Origin of the sequence: Caballeronia sp. LZ035 (genome assembly GCF_031451175.1) — a bacterium.
Classification (GTDB): domain Bacteria; phylum Pseudomonadota; class Gammaproteobacteria; order Burkholderiales; family Burkholderiaceae; genus Caballeronia.
Genome location: NZ_JARUXS010000004.1, coordinates 1,165,970 through 1,181,039, shown reverse-complemented (window position 1 = coordinate 1,181,039; position 15,070 = coordinate 1,165,970). Strand labels below are relative to the sequence as shown.

Sequence of the window (15,070 nt, the reverse complement as noted above, 5' to 3'; positions counted from 1 at the left end):
GCGAAAACAAACAGCCCGGCGTGAACATCGCGCCGGGCTGAAACATTCGAATGGAACTGCGGTGAAAAGATAAGTGCGGTGGCGGCGGTCCGGTCGTCTACCGTCCTGGTGGGCGGTCCCCGCAGGCGCCCGGTGCCGCCACCGCTCAAGCAGCCTGTGCGACCAGGCCCGCCCGTTGCGACTGTAACGCCGCTACGTGATCGAGTACCGTGTGCTCCGCGTGCTCCGGCACTTCGTTCTTCGACATTACCTCCAGCGCGGCTTCTTGAATGGCCTGTTTCGCGGCCGCCGCTTTCTTGGTCTTCCCCGCGCGTGACGGCGGCTGGCAGGCCCCGCACACCACGTTGTTCTGCAAATCATGTTTGTGTGCGACAAACTTCCCGGTGCAGCGGCAGCATGAGGTCATCTGCAGCATGCCCGCGTCGAAGAAGCGCACAAGAGTCCAGGCCCGCGTGAGATCGAGTACCGCCTCGGCGCCGCTATGATTGCAGTGCTCGAGATACAGCCGATACCCTTTGGTCAACGCATCGAGATGCGAGCAACCAGCTTCGTTCTTCAGGAACGTATAGGTGTTGTAGAACAGCGATGCGTGGATATTGGCAAGCCACGTCATGTACCAGTCCGCCGAGAACGGCAGCATGCCCTTGGGCGGCGATGCGCCCTTCACTTCGCGATAGAGACGAATCATGCGGTCCCGCGAAAGCGTCAACTCGCTCTCGAGCACTTGCATGCGCGCACCGAGTTCAATCAGCGCGATGGCGCGGAACACTTCCTGGGCGTCTTCAGTGAGGCTCTTCTTCAGCATGGCTCGCTCCGTCGTCACTTAAGCGAACTGTTCAGCTGGCTGGCCAGCCAGCAGGATTGCAGCGTGCGTCGAAGCAATGTCCGCATTCTTGGCGGGTTGCGTCAAAGCCGACAGCATCGTGTGATCGTTGAACCGGAAAGCGCAAAGCAGGTTGTCCGACGAAGCAAGCTTGACGACCTGAGCGAGCGTAAGGCCCGACAGCAAGTCAGCCAGTTCCGCCGACAGACCGAGCCGGAACATCCCGATGGCGCGGTCTTCGCGCAGCAAACGCTGCGCGAGCATGATGTACGACAGATTGATTTCCCGGATCGATTCCAGCGTTTCGCGACCGTTCATGGTTGCAACTTCCAGTAAATCCCCGAATTTCCCGCCGGCTTTTTGCCGATATCTTTTTTGTGCCTCACCAGGCTCGTTCCGCCCGGCTACGTACTGCGTAATCTTTGTTTCAGTGCGTTACATCTTGTAACAACACTGTGAAACGGATTCTAAGTACCGGCTGCAGCGAAAGCAAGGTCATCTCAATAATATTTTGTTGCAAACAACACTTCGTATCGGTAATTTTTTCGATCGATTCAAAGTTACCGGTTTCCGGTGTGATCTTTATTCTTCTGATGTATTCACGACCTGAACCTAGCAATTCTCTTTTTCTTCAGAGTATTTGCCCAACGTCAGCCATAACGGGCGCTTCCGCGAGTCCGTTGACAGTATTTCGACGAAATTTCTGAGTATTCGTCAGATGAAAAAGGCAGTAAAAAGCCGCATTTCCGATGTTTCACGGAGATGCGGCTTTATAAGTAATAAATACCTGTCGCGTGTTACCGAGGTGTTACGGCCATTAGCTGTCGCCCTGTTACAAACGCGTTAACGCTGAGGCACTCCTTTTCGCCATGCGCCCCAATGTGTAACAACCTCTTGCACGAACGGATTGCCCGTTAGATACAAATTTTCGATTGCCGGCGTGAAACCGCCTTGCGACGAATAGTTCAGAAGATTATCCGCGGCGGTCTGCCCCTCGTAGGGACGATCGAAGTCCGAGCCCGCCCGCAGCACCGCCAGTCTCGACAGATCGACACGCTTTACACTCGCCGCCCGCTTGAGCGCTTCAAAGGTCGCGTTGTCTTCCTGCTGCGTCGTGCAATAGACGCCCTTGCCGTCCGTCAACAGACGGGTCCACTCGCGTGCCCGCTCACCAATGTATTTTCCCGACCACCACGTGTCGCCCGCCAGCGTGTCGCACTGAATCACGCGCGGCGGCTGGTTCGCGGGCGCATAGCCGAACTTCGCACGCGCAACCTTTGCTTCGTCGCTGTCCGAAAGGGGCACGTTTCGCGACATGGCGTAGGCCGCGTCAGCGAGCGACGGATTCAACGCGAACACCTCTGTCCGATAGTCGAGCGGCGGTTTCTCCTTCGGCCCCCTTGTGTTGATGCCCAGGAGACCGCTCGGCCAGTCGGCGGGTTTTTCGCGCGCGTCCAGTTCCCACTGGATGCCGAAATCGACGAGATACTTCGCCCAGGCCGCCGAACCCACCGTGCCGCGCTTCGGATCGATGCCCGCGATACCCGCAATCAGAAAGTACGTGTTGCGCAGGTCGAACCGGTCGGAGAAGGTCAGCGCCATGATCGAGGCCGCCGCATTGGTGTGGCCCATGCCGGTGGTCATGACGCAGACTTCGTCGCGATTGCAGTGAACGGCGGGATAGTCCGGCGACAGCCCCGGCACCTGCACGGTATCCCACGGACCGAGCTTGTCGAGCCAGACCTGGCCTTCGGGTCCGAACATGCTGATGATCATGACCTTGACCGGACGGCCGCCATCGCCGTGTCGGTCGTGATCGTTGCCGAAATTGTCGTCGCGCTGTTGAGCGAACGCGCAGCCGGTGACGCTGATCAGGCTCGCGACACCCAGTGCGAGCGCGGTTGCGCGCATCGATTTCCTGGCTTTTCCGGCCGGGGATGTCGTTCGAAGCGCGCTTGATGGATGGTTCGGACGTGACGCGGGAGCGATTTTCATGCGGGCGGATCCTCGTAAAGGTTCGACCTTCGAAAGAAGACCGCGCCCGCTCACCGGGCACGGCCAGCCCGCGCAATTATAGGAGAGCCAATAAGCGCTCCATGTTGCAAATCGTGTCGACGCGCGCCCGCTTAGGAGCCGCCTTGCGTCGCGCGCGGCGGCGGCGCGCTGGAGGCCACGCCGGCGGAACCGGCGGCCTCGCTGGTCGGATGCTGGGCCGCACGCGATGGCTCGCCGCGCTGCTCCGCGCCCGCCTTGTCCGCATCAGCAGGATCCTGTACAGGATCCTGAGCGCCCTCCGCATTGCCGCCGTTGACAATGACGAAATTGCGCTGCGGATTCGCAATCTCGATGCCGCGCGCCGTGAATTCGTTGAGAATGCGCCGGTTGAATTCGCGCTGCACCGGCCAGCGCGAGCTGTCGCGACACTGGATCTGGCCCGCGAGCGTGACGGTCGAACCGTCGACGGCATCGACGCCCCAGAAGCTGAAGTCTGACAGAATGCCGTCGCGGAACGCGGCATCGTCGCGCAATGCCGTGCCAATTCCTTTCAGCGTGGAGATCGCCAGATCGACGTCCTGGCCGAGTGCAATCGACACCCGCACCGCCGCGTTGCCGATACCCCGGTTCGTGTTGTTCACCGTCGAAACCGAACTGAACGGCACGGTATAGAGCGAGCCGTCGCCGCCACGCAGGCGCACCGTGCGAATCGACAGATATTCAACCGTGCCCGAAACACCCGCGAGCGTGACCCAGTCGCCGACCTGCATCGCGTTCTCCATCAGCAGGAAGATGCCGGTGATCAGATCCTGCACGAGCTTCTGCGAACCGAAGCCGAGCGCCACACCGAAGATGCTCGCGCTCGCCAGCAGCGGCGCCGTGTTCACGCCGAGTTCCGACAGCCCCGTCAGCACGACGACCATCGCGATGACGATGAACAGGCCGCTGCGCATCATCGGCAGCAGCGTGCGCAGGCGCGCGGCGCGCAGGCGTTCGCCGCTCGCGGTCCACTGTTCGAGACGCCGCTCGACCACTGCATTCGCGCCTTCCCACACCAGCAACGCGAACAGCGCCGCAACCGCGATGGTCACGATCGCCGACGCCAGCCGGTTGCCGATGCCGCCCGCCGTGAAGAAATGGATGATGTCGATGCCCCACACTTCGAGCAGCGCGATCAGCGTGACGATCCCGATGAGAACCTGCACGAAGCGCCGCAAGCCCGGGTAATAGCGATACGCGCGACGGCGCACGATGGATTGCTGCGCGGTGTCGTCCTCGTCGTCCTGATGAAAAACGCGACCGAGCGCGCCGAACGCGACGATCGCCAGCACGCGCGCGCCGATCAGCACCAGCAGCGACAGGCCGCCGAGATGGAACAGCGTGCGATAGCCGTTCTGCACGTCGAGCGCCCACACGAACCACAGCGCGATGACGAAGAAGATTGCGACGCCGGCCCACACGTCGGCGACCCAGTTGCCGAACAGCCGCACCGAGCGGTTCACGCGCGCCCGCTCGCGAATGCTTTGCGCCACCGAGCCGCGCGACTCGAAGATGACATACGCGATCATCAGATGCACGATCAGCAGCGTGACCTTGAGGATGGCGATGCGCGCTTCGCCGGACAGGCCGATATCCTCGCCCGCATTCGCGAGCGCGATGCCCACGCCGGCCACCGTCGCAATCCGCCTCACGCAGCGATGCGTGTACACCGCATAGACATCGCGCATTTGCAGCAGGCGCAGGCCGCTGGCTCGCGGCGCAAGGAAGAACCCGCTGACGATGACGACTGCGCGGCACACGAGATAGACATCGATCAGCGCGCCCGCGACGCGCGCTTCGGGCGTGTTGTCGTCGATGAAGAACGACATCAGCAAGGTCACCACGCCGATGAACACCAGCAGCGGCGCCAGCGTCAGCACGCCATGCAGCAGCGCGCTCGGCAGGCGTTGCAGCAAGGTCCAGTGCCGCGCGGCATGACGTTGGCCACGCGCGCTGTCGACCTTGCGTTCGGCGAGATGCATCGCGGTTTCGTCGCCGCTGCGCGCCGCGACGTCTTCCGCGTGCTCGGCTGCGCGCTGGTCCTGAACAAGTTCCGGTTCCTGCACTTCGGCATCCGCCACGCCACGCGCGGCGAGCCGCGCGCGCGGTTTCCTCAAAAGACGCGAGCACAGCAATTCGAGCAGCAGCGCGGGCAACAGCGACGCCAGCACCGTCCATGCGACCCGGCCCAGCAGCGTGCGTCCCTGATCGGTCGCGGTGCTGCCGCGCCACCATGCAGCGACCGAACCGAAGTCGAGCAGCGTGGAAATCGAATGACGCATGCCCGAGCCGATCTGCACGAGCCAGTGACCGGCCTGACGCGACAACTGCGAGGCCAGGCCGTTCGCAGTCAGCGAATGCGCCAGCACGCCGGACGCGCCGGACGCGGGCGCCGCCGTGGTCGCCGATGCATCCTGCGGCGCGCTCGCGGGCTGGGGCGTGGCCAGCGCGCCCGCGGCGGCGACCGCGCGCAGCGTGTCCTCGACCTGCGAGCGGCGCGCGGGATCGTTGAGCACGGAGAGCGCATCGCGCGCCTGTTGCGGGGTCAGCGCGACCGCCGGCTGCGACGCATGCGTCGCGGCGCTGGCTGCGGCGAAGGTGGATGGCGAGAAGGTCGAGAGCAGACTCGACACGGTGACGAACAAAACGGCAAGAAGAACTTTGCGCATGGGTCGGATGAAGTTGACGAAATTTCGGGGACTCGATGCGGACAACGCGCACGACATGAGGTGATGCGAAGAAACCTGCGCGGCGGAAGCGTTTCCGGGGCGCTTTGCTGCTGCGGAACAAACGCTGCTTGCAATGCAGCGTGAAATCACACTGGACGCTTGCATCGATGCAAAAGAGCGCGAAACAGACGGGGCGCATCGCCACGACACGCCATATATTGCTGACCGCCCTGATCGGGGTAGCACTTGGCGCGCCCGCTGCCGCGCAGACGGCGCGCGGAAGTCAAGACATAGCGGCATCGGCGACCGCCGCACCCTCGCGATATGACGCCGCGCCTTTGCCCGAAATGGGCGTCACCCAGGTTCCAGCACGCGGACAAACACAGTTGCCCGCCACGCCCGTGACACCGCGGCCGCATCCAGGCGCATCCGGAGGAAGTCTACGCTAACGCACCCGCATCACGCGGCAGCGGCGGGTTCGTTGCGATCGCGCGCGACATCCGGCTCGAAGAACACCCAGCGCACTTGCGGAAAGGTCTGCTGCAAGTCGTCCTCGATCACGTTGATCGCGTCGATCATCGCGCGGCCGCTCGGGTAGTCGATCATTTCCGCCTGCACCGCCACGACCACGTGCTTGCCCCATTGCAGCGTGATGAGGCTGATGATCCGCGTGATCTCGGGACGCGCCCGCAAGTGCGCGTCAACCGCCTTGCGCACTTCGGGGCTCGCGGACTCGCCAACGATCATCGACTTCACTTCGCGCGCCACCAGATACGCGATGATCATCAGCAGCACGCCCACGCCGATGGAACCGGCCGCGTCGAAAGCGGGATTGCCGGTGAGCATCGTCATCAGCACGGCGGCGAACGCGATGGCGAGACCCATCAGCGCGGCGACATCCTCGCCCGCGACCACCAGCAATTCCGATTCGCGTGTTTCGCGGAACCAGCGCCACAGGGGCTTGTTGGGCGTGTTCTTGCGGATCTCGCGGATCGCGCCCGCCAGCGAAAACGCTTCCAGCACGACGGAGATGCCGAGAATGACCAGCGCCACGACCGGATTGGACAACGGCTCGCGATGCATGAGCCGGTGCGCGCCTTCATAGACCGAGAAGGCGCCGCCCACGAAGAACAGCAGCAGCGCCACGATCAGCGCATAGAAGTAAATCTCGCGGCCCGAGCCCAGCGGATGCAGCGCATTGGCCGGCGCCTGCGCGCGCTTCAGCCCGAACAGCAGCAGCAATTGATTGCCGCAGTCGGCGGTGGAATGGATGGCCTCGGCGAACATCGAGCCCGAACCGGTGAACGCCGCCGCCCCGAACTTGCAGACGGCGATGCCGAAATTTGCGGCCAGCGCGTAGAAAATCGCTTTCGGTGATTCTTCGTTCATGCGGTCGTGTGCTTGAGTGGTGGTCAGGAAACCTCGACGCGTCCCGCGCCATCGACCATTTCGCCGATGACGGCGGCAGCGTCGAAACCATCGGCGCGGAAGATGGCGAGCACGTCGTTCACGGCGTCCGGCGCGCACGAAACGAGCAGGCCGCCCGAGGTCTGCGGGTCGGTCAGCAAAGCGCGCGCCTCGTCGCCCTGGACGAGCAGCGTGATGTCGCTGCCATAGGCGTTCCAGTTCCGTCCGGACGCACCGGTGAAGATGCCTTCGCGCACGAAGTCCAGGACCTGCGGCAGCCACGGCAGGTCTGCATAGCGGATGCGCGCCGTCAGCTGCGCACCGCGCGCGAGCTCGAGCGTGTGGCCGAGCAGGCCGAAACCGGTGACGTCGGTGAGCGCGTGCACGCCGTCCAACTGCGCGAGTTCCGCGCCGGGCCGATTGAGCTTGGTCGTCGCCGCAATCATCGCGGCATAGCCGGCCGCGTCGAGCCGATCTTTCTTGAGCGCCGCCGACAACACGCCGACGCCAAGCGGCTTGCCAAGCACCAGCACGTCGCCGGGACGCGCGGCGGCGTTGCGCTTCACGCGCGACGGATGCACGACGCCAATCGCCGCGAGGCCGTAGATCGGCTCGACTGAATCGATGGAATGGCCGCCCGCGACAGGAATGCCCGCCTCGGCGCAGACCGCTTCGCCGCCCTTCAGCACTTGTGCGATGACCTCGTGCGGCAGCACGTTGATCGGCATGCCGACGAGGGCGAGCGCGAGGATCGGCTTGCCGCCCATCGCGTAGACATCGGATAGCGCATTGGTCGCGGCGATGCGGCCGAAGTCGAACGGGTCGTCGACGATCGGCATGAAGAAGTCGGTCGTGGCGACGATCGCCTGCTCATCGTTGAGCCGGTAGACGGCGGCGTCGTCGGCGGTGTCGTTGCCGACCAGCAGGTCCGGGAACACCGGCAGCGGCGTCGCGCGCTTCAGCAGGTCCGCCAGCACGCCGGGCGCGATCTTGCAGCCGCAGCCGCCGCCGTGGGACAGGCTCGTGAGACGAGGAGAAGTCGTATCGTTCATGATCGGAGAAAGGGGTGTGGATCGGTGCATGCCTGAATGGGCATTATCGCTGCTCCCGTTGCAACACGTTCTACACGATCCGTTTGAACAAACCGGGATAGTCGAGCACGAGGCCGTCGGCATCGACGGTGATCTCCGCCGTGAAGCCCGTATCGAGCCCTTCGTAGCGATAGCGCCGCTCCGGTTCGATGCACGTGTACGCCTGCTCCGCCGCGCTCACTGCCAGTTCGGGCACGCGCACATAGGCGACCCGGATCACGCGCCGCTCGCCGCGTGCGAGCGCGAGCCGGCGGATCGGCAGCGTATTGGTGAAGGGCGTCGCGGTGAGATCGACGTCGATGCAGCCACGCAGCGCATCGAGCGGTGTGCCGTTTGCATCGCGCCATGTGTTGCCGTCCTGGCGATGCAGATCGAGCGCCGCGCCGCCCGCGAGCTTCAGTGCGAGGCGCGTGACCTGCCAGCGCGTATCGCATTCGATGCGGTAGACGAGACCGAATGTCTGCGCATCGCTTTCGCCGACCACAGCGCTCTCGATCACGATGTCCTTCCCGGACACGTCCATCACGAGATGCTCGAGCCCCGTGCCATCGTCCTGCGACCAGCGCGCCCTCTTCATCACGTGCCCTCCCCGGCATGATCCGGCTCGACCCAAGGATACAACGCGTCACAAAGCCTTTCGATACGCCTTCGAGCGTCGCGTTCCGCTCGACGGCACGAAACCTCACACGGTATACTCCGCGCCATCCCTGCGCAGGCGCGCGCATCGTGTCCACAGCGCCATTCACGCGATCCGTGTCCCGGCGATCCGCGCCTGTCGAACGTCCCCGCTTCTTTGGATCGCCCACCGCATGAAGAACACTCTTGCTCCCGCCTTGCTGGCGCTCGCGCTGTCGGCTTCGATGTTTCAGCTCGTCCAGGCGCAGGAAACGCCGGACCTGCCCGAGGACTACTCGTATCTGACCAAGCTGCGCGTGCCCGACGCCGTCGTGCAATGTGTCGCCGCCTTCGACCGCTGGGTGGAACACGCCCCGAAGTACGACACGCTGATCGTGCCCGACCGCCGCGTGCTGGCCGCGAAGATCGACAGCGAAACGCCGATCCTGAGCCTCGGCAATCCGATTCCGGTGGACAAGGTCATCGTGATGCGCGCCTTCGCCAAGGCACGCGGCACGGAACAATGGACCCGCATGGACAGCCGCTGCGGTGTGCGCGACGGACAAGTGGTCGGCGTTTCGCTCACGCCCAACATGAAGCCGAAGATCGTCCGCTGATCTTCCCGGTTTGAACTACTTCTGCCGGGGACGCCGCTGCGTTGTGCGGCCGTCCAGCCACTTGACGACCTGCCGACTGTAAGCGCGCGGCGCCTTCGCGTGAACGCGGCCCGCCAGGTCCGCCAGACGGTCCGCCGCCAGCGCCTCGCGCATGCGTTTCTCGGCGTTCTTCATCACCGCGTGCACGGCGCATACGCCGCTGGTCGACCAGGGCGGCGCGTCCTCGCCGAACACCGCACAGCGCGCGCGAATCTCCCGGCATTCGAACAGCGGCTTGTCGCCATCGATGGCATCGACGACATCCAGCACGCTGATCTCACTCGATGGCCGTGCGAGCGCAAAGCCGCCGCGCGCGCCTTCCGTCGCCACGACGAGTCCCGCCTTATGCAGCTTCGTGAACAGCTTGGCGACATAGTCTGCCGGCACGCCCTGCAATTCAGCGAGATCGCGCACGCCGGCCTCGCGCACGCCGTGTGGCGGCTCCGCGAGATACAGCATGCAGTGCAACGCATACTCCACTCCAGTGCTGATATGAGCCATGTCCACTCCGACGCGTTGTGTCGGAGTTCAGTATAGCCCTGCTCATGCCCCATGCAATGCCGCCGACAGGCGCCGGCGCGCCTTTACAGACGGCCATCGCGAATATTTCAGGTTATACGTTTGCTTACAAAGGAACACGGCTTGTCATTTTGCGAACCGCTAAATTGGTCTCCATGGATTCACACGGAGAAACCCATGAAAAGAATAGCGATCCTTGCAGCGCTGGGCGTGTTGTTGAGCGGTGCGCTGTCCGGCTGCATCGTCGTTCCGGATGGCGGCGGTTATCACCATCATCACGGCGACTACTATCGCTGACCCGCTGACCGGACCCATGCTGCACCAAGTCAACCTGGATTGAACATGTCGCAGTTCGTGACGTAGTTCATCTTTCGAACCCGCGGCGTCCAGACACGAAACAGGAGCAAACATCATGAACAAGACGAAGAAGAGTGTGTTGATCGCCACCCTTGCGGCGGCCCTGGGTTTGGGCCTCGCGAACGCTGCCTCGGCGGACACGCATCACTACGCGCCGCATCACGTCAGCGTGGGCTGGCACGGCGAACGGTACTGGGACGGGCATCGCTATTGGCAGCGGCGTGAGTGGGAAAGCCATCATCATCACGTAGCGCCGCCGCCTCCGCATCGCTATTGATGCATCGGGCATGCGCTTGAATGAGTGCATGAAAAAGGCCGCAGCGATCTCACCCTCGCTGCGGCCTTTGCAATGTGCGGACGGCGCGCGTCACCAGCGCTTCGGATCGCCGCCGAGTTCCTTGCAGGTGTCGTAGGCGATCGCCTGCAGCTTTGCCTCGCCGATCTGCCCCGACAGCGCGTAGCCCACCCGGTTCCACGCCCAGTAGAAGGTGGTGCGCTGTCCGTCGCGCAGTACGCGGATTTTCGTGTCGTTGCGCCGGATGGTCGCGGTGGTCATGTATAGCGTCAGCCGTTCGCCTGCCGCGTTCTGGTACATGAACTGCGCTGCGGGCCCTTCCTCGTCCGGCAACAGCCGTCCGCCAACCAGCTGAAATCCGTATTCCGTCAGCGATGGAATCGTCACCGAACGGTTCAGGCGCTTGGAGAGCCACGTGACGAGGTGGTCCTGTTGCGACGCCGCCACTTCCACCGCGTGCCGTTGTTCGGGCGCATACACCGCGTAGGCGATGTCGGCGCGTTCCGCGAAAGGCGGGCTCGACTCGCCGAGCGCCGGCAACAGCATGTGCAGCAGGAAGCCGCACGCCACACCGACCACCATGAAGCACGCGGCCAGCAGATAGCGCTCGCGCGGGCGCGGCTTCAGGCGGATGACCTGCGGCTCGCCCTGATCGGCGAACAGCGCGCGCAATGCGTTGTCCTGCGCGCGATAAGCGGCCACGGTCGCCTCGCTGACGGGATCGCTGGCAACGCGCTGGGCCGTGGCTTCGCGCTCGTCGCCGGTCAGTTCGCCATCGACGAATGCGGACAGCGCCTGAAGCTCGCGATCCGGCACGGGCTGCCCGGTGTGCGCGCCGTTGCCGGGTGAACGGTCTTGATCGGTCATGAGCGGCTCACCACTTTCAACGACGACGCCGACGCCTTGCGGTTCGGTTCCTCACCGAGCAGAACCCGCATGTGCTCGCGCGCCCTCGACAGACGCGACATCACGGTTCCGGTCGGCACGTTCAACACCACGGACGCCTCCTGATAACTCATTTCCTCGACGCATACGAGCAGCATCACTTCGCGCTGCTCCACCGGCAGGCAATAGAGCGCCCGCTGAATGTCCCGCAACACCAGTCCGTCGACTTCTCCGCGCGGCGCGGCCATCTGCCGCCAGGGCGCGGTTTCGTCGTCCACTGCGATATCGCGCCGGCCACGCAATTGATCGATATACAGGTTGCGCATGATGGTGAACAGCCACGCGCGCAGGTTCGTGCCTGCATGAAACGATCCCGCGCGATTCAGCGCGCGTTCGGTGGCGTCCTGCACGAGATCGTCGGCCCAGGCGCGGTCGCCCGTCAGCGCGCGCGCATAGCGGCGCAACTGCGGCAGGTGCGCGAGGAGATCGCCTTCGAAGCTCACGTTACGCGCTTCCTGCGTCGGGCTCGCTGCTCCCAATCGGCCATCAGTAGCTTCCTCCGCCGGCAGGTCCGCTCGGCGTACCTGATGAAGGCGCCGCCTGCGATCCGCTCGCACAGCCGGCCAGCGCCGCCCCGAGGGCGAGCGCGACCAGGAGCGCCGTCACTCCGATCGATCGTTTCATGATCGTGTTCCTTTCAGTGTATTGACTGGCGGACGAGCCGCTTTATTCCGCGGGCCCGTCCTTGCCATGTCATGCCGTGCGTGGCCGTGTGTTGCGGGATCGCTTACGGCTTCACGACATGCCACACGTCGCGGAAATTGTCGCCGTTCTTGTCGCCCGGTTTCGTGTCCTTCGCGAAGCGGTACACACGCTTGCCGTCATAGGCCCATTGCTTGCCCCCGTCGGCGGCTTCCATGCTCCATTTGCCTGACGGCTTGTCGGAGTCGGTGGCCATCGCTGCCGGCCACGCCTGCGCGCAGCCGCCCGTGCAGGCGCTCGGGCTGCCCTTCGAATCCTTGTCGAAGGTATAGAGGGTCATGCCGTTTTCATCGACGGCCATGCCGTTGGCTTCCTTCGGCGCCGCCGCTTGGGCGGACGAAGCAAAACCCGCCGTGAGCACGGCCTGAGCGGCAAACGCGGCGACGGACATCAGGATGCGCTTCTTCATTTCATCTTTCCTTGTTGTAGAAGTATCCGTAGAACGTTCGTCAGCGCTGCACTATTCCGCGGACGATGAAATTAATCGATGCGGCAGCGCCGTCGCATCGCCAGACGGCATCCATTCAAGACCATTCGGCCGCGCTCGGCCAGTGATTCGTGATGTCGCGTGCACGCTCAGACGCCGGCGGCGGCCGCCGTGGCGTCGCGCCAGCGGCGTGTGTCGCGCAACGGCGGCGCACCGAACAGGCGGCTGTACTCCCGGCTGAACTGCGAAGCGCTCTCGTAGCCGACGCGATGCGCGGCCGTCGCGGCATCGGCGATATCGAGCAGCATCAGGCGGCGCGCCTCCTGCAAGCGCAACTGCTTCTGATACTGCAGCGGACTCATTGCGGTCACGGCCTTGAAATGATGATGCAGCGACGACACGCTCATATGCACATCGCGCGCAATGTCTTCCACGCGCAGCGGCTGATCGAAATGCTGGCGCAGCAGCTGAATGGCCTTGGCGATGCGCTGCGTCTGGCTGTCCTGCAGCGCGATCTGCCGCAGACGCGCGCCGGAGCCGTTCATCAGCAGCCGATAGAGAATCTCGCGCGTCACCAGCGGCGCGAGGATCGGCACGTCTTCGGGCGTGTCGACGAGCCGCAGCAGACGCAGGACCGCGTCGAGCATCGAGTTGCCCAGGCGGTTCACATAGAGGCCGCGCGAGGCGTCGGCCTGGGTCGCGGGCGGCAGCTTTTCGTCCTGGATCAGCGAGGTGATTTCCTCGACATCGAGCTCCAGCCGCATGCCGAGATACGGCTCCGATTCGCTCGCCACCGACACCTGACCGCACACCGGCAGATCCACCGACGACACCAGGTAATGCATCGGGTCGTACACATAGGTTTCGTCACCGACCATCAGCCGCTTGCTACCCTGCGCGATCAACGCGAGCGCGGGCGTCTGGATGCCGTGCTTCGGCCCGCCGGGATTCATGATGCGATGCAGGACCAGCCCCGGCACCGGCGTTTCGATCGACCCTTCGCAGCCGGCGGTAAAGCGGTCCAGCAGCGTGACGAGATCGAGGCGGGCCTGATCCAGCGCCGTGTCGTGTGCGTGGCTGTCGTGGCCGCTGTTGCGCCCCTCCCGCGGATGCTCGTGCTCCTCTTTGCCGGCGAATTCGGGTGTGTCGTTCAAAGCCATGATTTCCGGACCATTTTCGAGATGGGAGAGTGCGTTCAGCATACTCGCGCGAGGGGGAGATTGCGCGGGGATACCCGATGCGTTTGCAGAAACGGGCAAGGATCGAGCAGGATCAGGCTATGAACGCGCGCCGCTGCGGGACGATACTGCACTGCCGGGACGGTTTGTCGCCAGCTTGTGGCGATGCCGCGCCCCGTTCAGCCATTCGGGAGCAACCATGCGCTACAGAAAATTCGGCAATACCGGTCTTTTCGTCTCCGAACTGTGCCTCGGCACGATGACGTTCGGCGGCGGGACCGGCGGAATCTGGGACAACATCGGCAATTTGCAGCAATCGGAAGCCGACACGCTGGTGGGCCGCTCGCTCGATGCGGGCATCAACTTCATCGACACCGCCGATGTCTATTCGGACGGCCGTTCAGAAATCATCACCGGCCAGGCGCTGAAGAACCTCAAGGTGCCGCGCGAGAACGTGGTCGTCGCGACCAAGATTCTCGGCGAAACCGGCACCAAGGGCGTCAATTCGCGCGGTGCGTCGCGCTATCACATCATCGATGGCGTCAAGGCGAGTCTGCAACGCCTGCAACTGGATCACGTCGACCTGTATCAGATCCACGGTTTCGATCCGGCCACGCCGATCGAGGAAACGCTGCGTGCGCTCGACACGCTGGTGCAGCACGGACATGTGCGTTATGTCGGCGTGTCGAACTGGGCCGCGTGGCAGATCATGAAGGCGCTCGGCATTTCGGAGCGGCTTGGACTGGCGCGCTTCGAATCGCTACAGGCCTATTACACGATCGCGGGACGCGACCTGGAGCGGGAACTCGTGCCGCTTCTGCAAAGCGAGAACGTCGGCCTGATGGTGTGGAGTCCGCTCGCAGGAGGCCTGCTTTCAGGCAAGTTCACGCGCGACGGCGGCAAGGAAGAAGGCAGCCGCCGCAGCAAGTTCGATTTTCCGCCGGTCAATGTGGACCGCGCTTACGACTGTGTCGATGTGATGCGGCGCATGGCCGAGTCGAAGGGCGTGACGGTCGCGCAGATTGCTCTGGCGTGGCTGCTGCATCAGAAGGTCGTGACGAGCGTAATCATCGGGGCCAAGCGGATCGAGCAACTCGACGACAACATCGCGGCCACCCAGGTGAAACTCAACGAAGACGAACTGGCGGCGCTGGATGAAGTCAGCCAGTTGCCCGCTGAATATCCGGGCTGGATGCTCACGCGTCAGGGAGAGGCGCGGCTCAAGCAGATGAAGGAGTAGTCACAGGGCTGAAGTGGGCTGACGGGTGGGCGCTCCCGCCCTTCGTCGGGCCGCGGGGCCGTAGGCGGTACGACGTGTTCGTCTGCTGCCGCGTAGCGCTGTCGATTCTGCG

General features: G+C 63.9%; 16 protein-coding genes. 3 read left to right on the top strand and 13 right to left on the bottom strand.

Annotated features, from left to right (window positions below):
- Positions 1–145: 145 nt before the first annotated feature.
- The 7 genes from flhC to QCE88_RS35735 all read right to left on the bottom strand — a co-directional run bounded on the left by flhC (position 146) and on the right by QCE88_RS35735 (position 8,601).
- Positions 146–805, bottom strand: coding sequence for a flagellar transcriptional regulator FlhC (gene flhC, locus QCE88_RS35765; protein ID WP_309838019.1), 660 nt, complete (start codon positions 803–805; stop codon positions 146–148).
- An 18-nt stretch (positions 806–823) separates the two neighbouring features.
- A complete protein-coding gene (flhD, locus tag QCE88_RS35760; protein WP_309910265.1) occupies positions 824–1,141 on the bottom strand; it encodes a flagellar transcriptional regulator FlhD in 318 nt (105 codons plus the stop codon).
- Positions 1,142–1,666: 525 nt separating this feature from the next.
- Positions 1,667–2,734 carry a purine nucleoside permease gene (locus QCE88_RS35755; protein WP_309910264.1) on the bottom strand — a complete coding sequence of 356 codons (1,068 nt, stop codon included), beginning with the start codon at positions 2,732–2,734 and terminating at the stop codon, positions 1,667–1,669.
- 215 nt (positions 2,735–2,949) lie between these two features.
- Entirely contained in the window at positions 2,950–5,526 is a 2,577-nt protein-coding gene (locus tag QCE88_RS35750; RefSeq protein ID WP_309910263.1) for a mechanosensitive ion channel domain-containing protein, read from the bottom strand.
- 459 nt (positions 5,527–5,985) lie between these two features.
- A complete protein-coding gene (locus QCE88_RS35745; protein ID WP_309910262.1) occupies positions 5,986–6,915 on the bottom strand; it encodes a cation diffusion facilitator family transporter in 930 nt (309 codons plus the stop codon).
- A gap of 23 nt (positions 6,916–6,938) precedes the next feature.
- On the bottom strand, positions 6,939–7,985 hold the full coding sequence (gene selD, locus QCE88_RS35740) for a selenide, water dikinase SelD (RefSeq protein WP_309910260.1): 1,047 nt from the start codon (positions 7,983–7,985) through the stop codon (positions 6,939–6,941).
- A gap of 70 nt (positions 7,986–8,055) precedes the next feature.
- Positions 8,056–8,601 carry a putative glycolipid-binding domain-containing protein gene (locus tag QCE88_RS35735; RefSeq protein WP_309910259.1) on the bottom strand — a complete coding sequence of 182 codons (546 nt, stop codon included), beginning with the start codon at positions 8,599–8,601 and terminating at the stop codon, positions 8,056–8,058.
- A 232-nt stretch (positions 8,602–8,833) separates the two neighbouring features.
- On the opposite strand from QCE88_RS35735, the gene QCE88_RS35730 reads away from it, so the two are divergent.
- Positions 8,834–9,256 (top strand): BspC domain-containing protein, encoded by a 423-nt coding sequence (locus QCE88_RS35730; RefSeq protein ID WP_309910257.1) that lies wholly within the window; start codon positions 8,834–8,836, stop codon positions 9,254–9,256.
- Between the two features lie 15 nt (positions 9,257–9,271).
- Here the strand turns inward: QCE88_RS35730 and QCE88_RS35725 are convergent, their stop codons facing one another.
- Positions 9,272–9,796 carry an Rrf2 family transcriptional regulator gene (locus QCE88_RS35725; protein WP_309910256.1) on the bottom strand — a complete coding sequence of 175 codons (525 nt, stop codon included), beginning with the start codon at positions 9,794–9,796 and terminating at the stop codon, positions 9,272–9,274.
- A 430-nt stretch (positions 9,797–10,226) separates the two neighbouring features.
- On the opposite strand from QCE88_RS35725, the gene QCE88_RS35720 reads away from it, so the two are divergent.
- On the top strand, positions 10,227–10,448 hold the full coding sequence (locus QCE88_RS35720; RefSeq protein WP_309820084.1) for a hypothetical protein: 222 nt from the start codon (positions 10,227–10,229) through the stop codon (positions 10,446–10,448).
- Positions 10,449–10,538: 90 nt separating this feature from the next.
- Here QCE88_RS35720 and QCE88_RS35715 read toward each other — a convergent pair whose 3' ends face one another.
- The 5 genes from QCE88_RS35715 to QCE88_RS35695 form a co-directional block, all read right to left on the bottom strand.
- Positions 10,539–11,333, bottom strand: a complete 795-nt coding sequence (locus tag QCE88_RS35715) for an anti-sigma factor (RefSeq protein ID WP_309910255.1) — start codon at positions 11,331–11,333, stop codon at positions 10,539–10,541.
- The gene (locus tag QCE88_RS35710) at positions 11,330–11,854 is read right to left on the bottom strand and encodes an RNA polymerase sigma factor (RefSeq protein ID WP_309910254.1); all 525 of its coding nucleotides are present in this window, start codon (positions 11,852–11,854) and stop codon (positions 11,330–11,332) included. The genes QCE88_RS35715 and QCE88_RS35710 overlap by 4 nt, the downstream gene beginning before the upstream one ends.
- Positions 11,855–11,897: 43 nt before the next feature.
- Positions 11,898–12,035, bottom strand: a complete 138-nt coding sequence (locus tag QCE88_RS35705) for a hypothetical protein (RefSeq protein ID WP_309910252.1) — start codon at positions 12,033–12,035, stop codon at positions 11,898–11,900.
- A 103-nt stretch (positions 12,036–12,138) separates the two neighbouring features.
- Positions 12,139–12,522: a hypothetical protein gene (locus tag QCE88_RS35700; protein WP_309910251.1), complete on the bottom strand. Its 384-nt coding sequence runs from the start codon at positions 12,520–12,522 to the stop codon at positions 12,139–12,141.
- Between the two features lie 167 nt (positions 12,523–12,689).
- Positions 12,690–13,700: an AraC family transcriptional regulator gene (locus tag QCE88_RS35695; protein WP_309910249.1), complete on the bottom strand. Its 1,011-nt coding sequence runs from the start codon at positions 13,698–13,700 to the stop codon at positions 12,690–12,692.
- Between the two features lie 217 nt (positions 13,701–13,917).
- Between QCE88_RS35695 and QCE88_RS35690 the strand changes: the two genes are divergently transcribed.
- Entirely contained in the window at positions 13,918–14,958 is a 1,041-nt protein-coding gene (locus tag QCE88_RS35690) for an aldo/keto reductase (protein ID WP_309910248.1), read from the top strand.
- The last annotated feature ends 112 nt before the right edge of the window (positions 14,959–15,070 follow it).

Excerpts from the sequence above, each read along its gene's own strand:
- flhD (WP_309910265.1), bottom strand. The coding sequence starts at position 1,141 with ATGAACGGTCGCGAAACGCTGGAATCGATCCGGGAAATCAATCTGTCG.
- QCE88_RS35725 (WP_309910256.1), bottom strand. The coding sequence starts at position 9,796 with ATGGCTCATATCAGCACTGGAGTGGAGTATGCGTTGCACTGCATGCTG.
- QCE88_RS35750 (WP_309910263.1), bottom strand. The coding sequence starts at position 5,526 with ATGCGCAAAGTTCTTCTTGCCGTTTTGTTCGTCACCGTGTCGAGTCTG.
- QCE88_RS35745 (WP_309910262.1), bottom strand. The coding sequence starts at position 6,915 with ATGAACGAAGAATCACCGAAAGCGATTTTCTACGCGCTGGCCGCAAAT.
- QCE88_RS35755 (WP_309910264.1), bottom strand. The coding sequence starts at position 2,734 with ATGCGCGCAACCGCGCTCGCACTGGGTGTCGCGAGCCTGATCAGCGTC.
- QCE88_RS35690 (WP_309910248.1), top strand. The coding sequence starts at position 13,918 with ATGCGCTACAGAAAATTCGGCAATACCGGTCTTTTCGTCTCCGAACTG.
- QCE88_RS35695 (WP_309910249.1), bottom strand. The coding sequence starts at position 13,700 with ATGGCTTTGAACGACACACCCGAATTCGCCGGCAAAGAGGAGCACGAG.
- QCE88_RS35715 (WP_309910255.1), bottom strand. The coding sequence starts at position 11,333 with ATGACCGATCAAGACCGTTCACCCGGCAACGGCGCGCACACCGGGCAG.
- QCE88_RS35730 (WP_309910257.1), top strand. The coding sequence starts at position 8,834 with ATGAAGAACACTCTTGCTCCCGCCTTGCTGGCGCTCGCGCTGTCGGCT.
- QCE88_RS35720 (WP_309820084.1), top strand. The coding sequence starts at position 10,227 with ATGAACAAGACGAAGAAGAGTGTGTTGATCGCCACCCTTGCGGCGGCC.
- selD (WP_309910260.1), bottom strand. The coding sequence starts at position 7,985 with ATGAACGATACGACTTCTCCTCGTCTCACGAGCCTGTCCCACGGCGGC.
- flhC (WP_309838019.1), bottom strand. The coding sequence starts at position 805 with ATGCTGAAGAAGAGCCTCACTGAAGACGCCCAGGAAGTGTTCCGCGCC.
- QCE88_RS35700 (WP_309910251.1), bottom strand. The coding sequence starts at position 12,522 with ATGAAGAAGCGCATCCTGATGTCCGTCGCCGCGTTTGCCGCTCAGGCC.
- QCE88_RS35735 (WP_309910259.1), bottom strand. The coding sequence starts at position 8,601 with ATGAAGAGGGCGCGCTGGTCGCAGGACGATGGCACGGGGCTCGAGCAT.
- QCE88_RS35705 (WP_309910252.1), bottom strand. The coding sequence starts at position 12,035 with ATGAAACGATCGATCGGAGTGACGGCGCTCCTGGTCGCGCTCGCCCTC.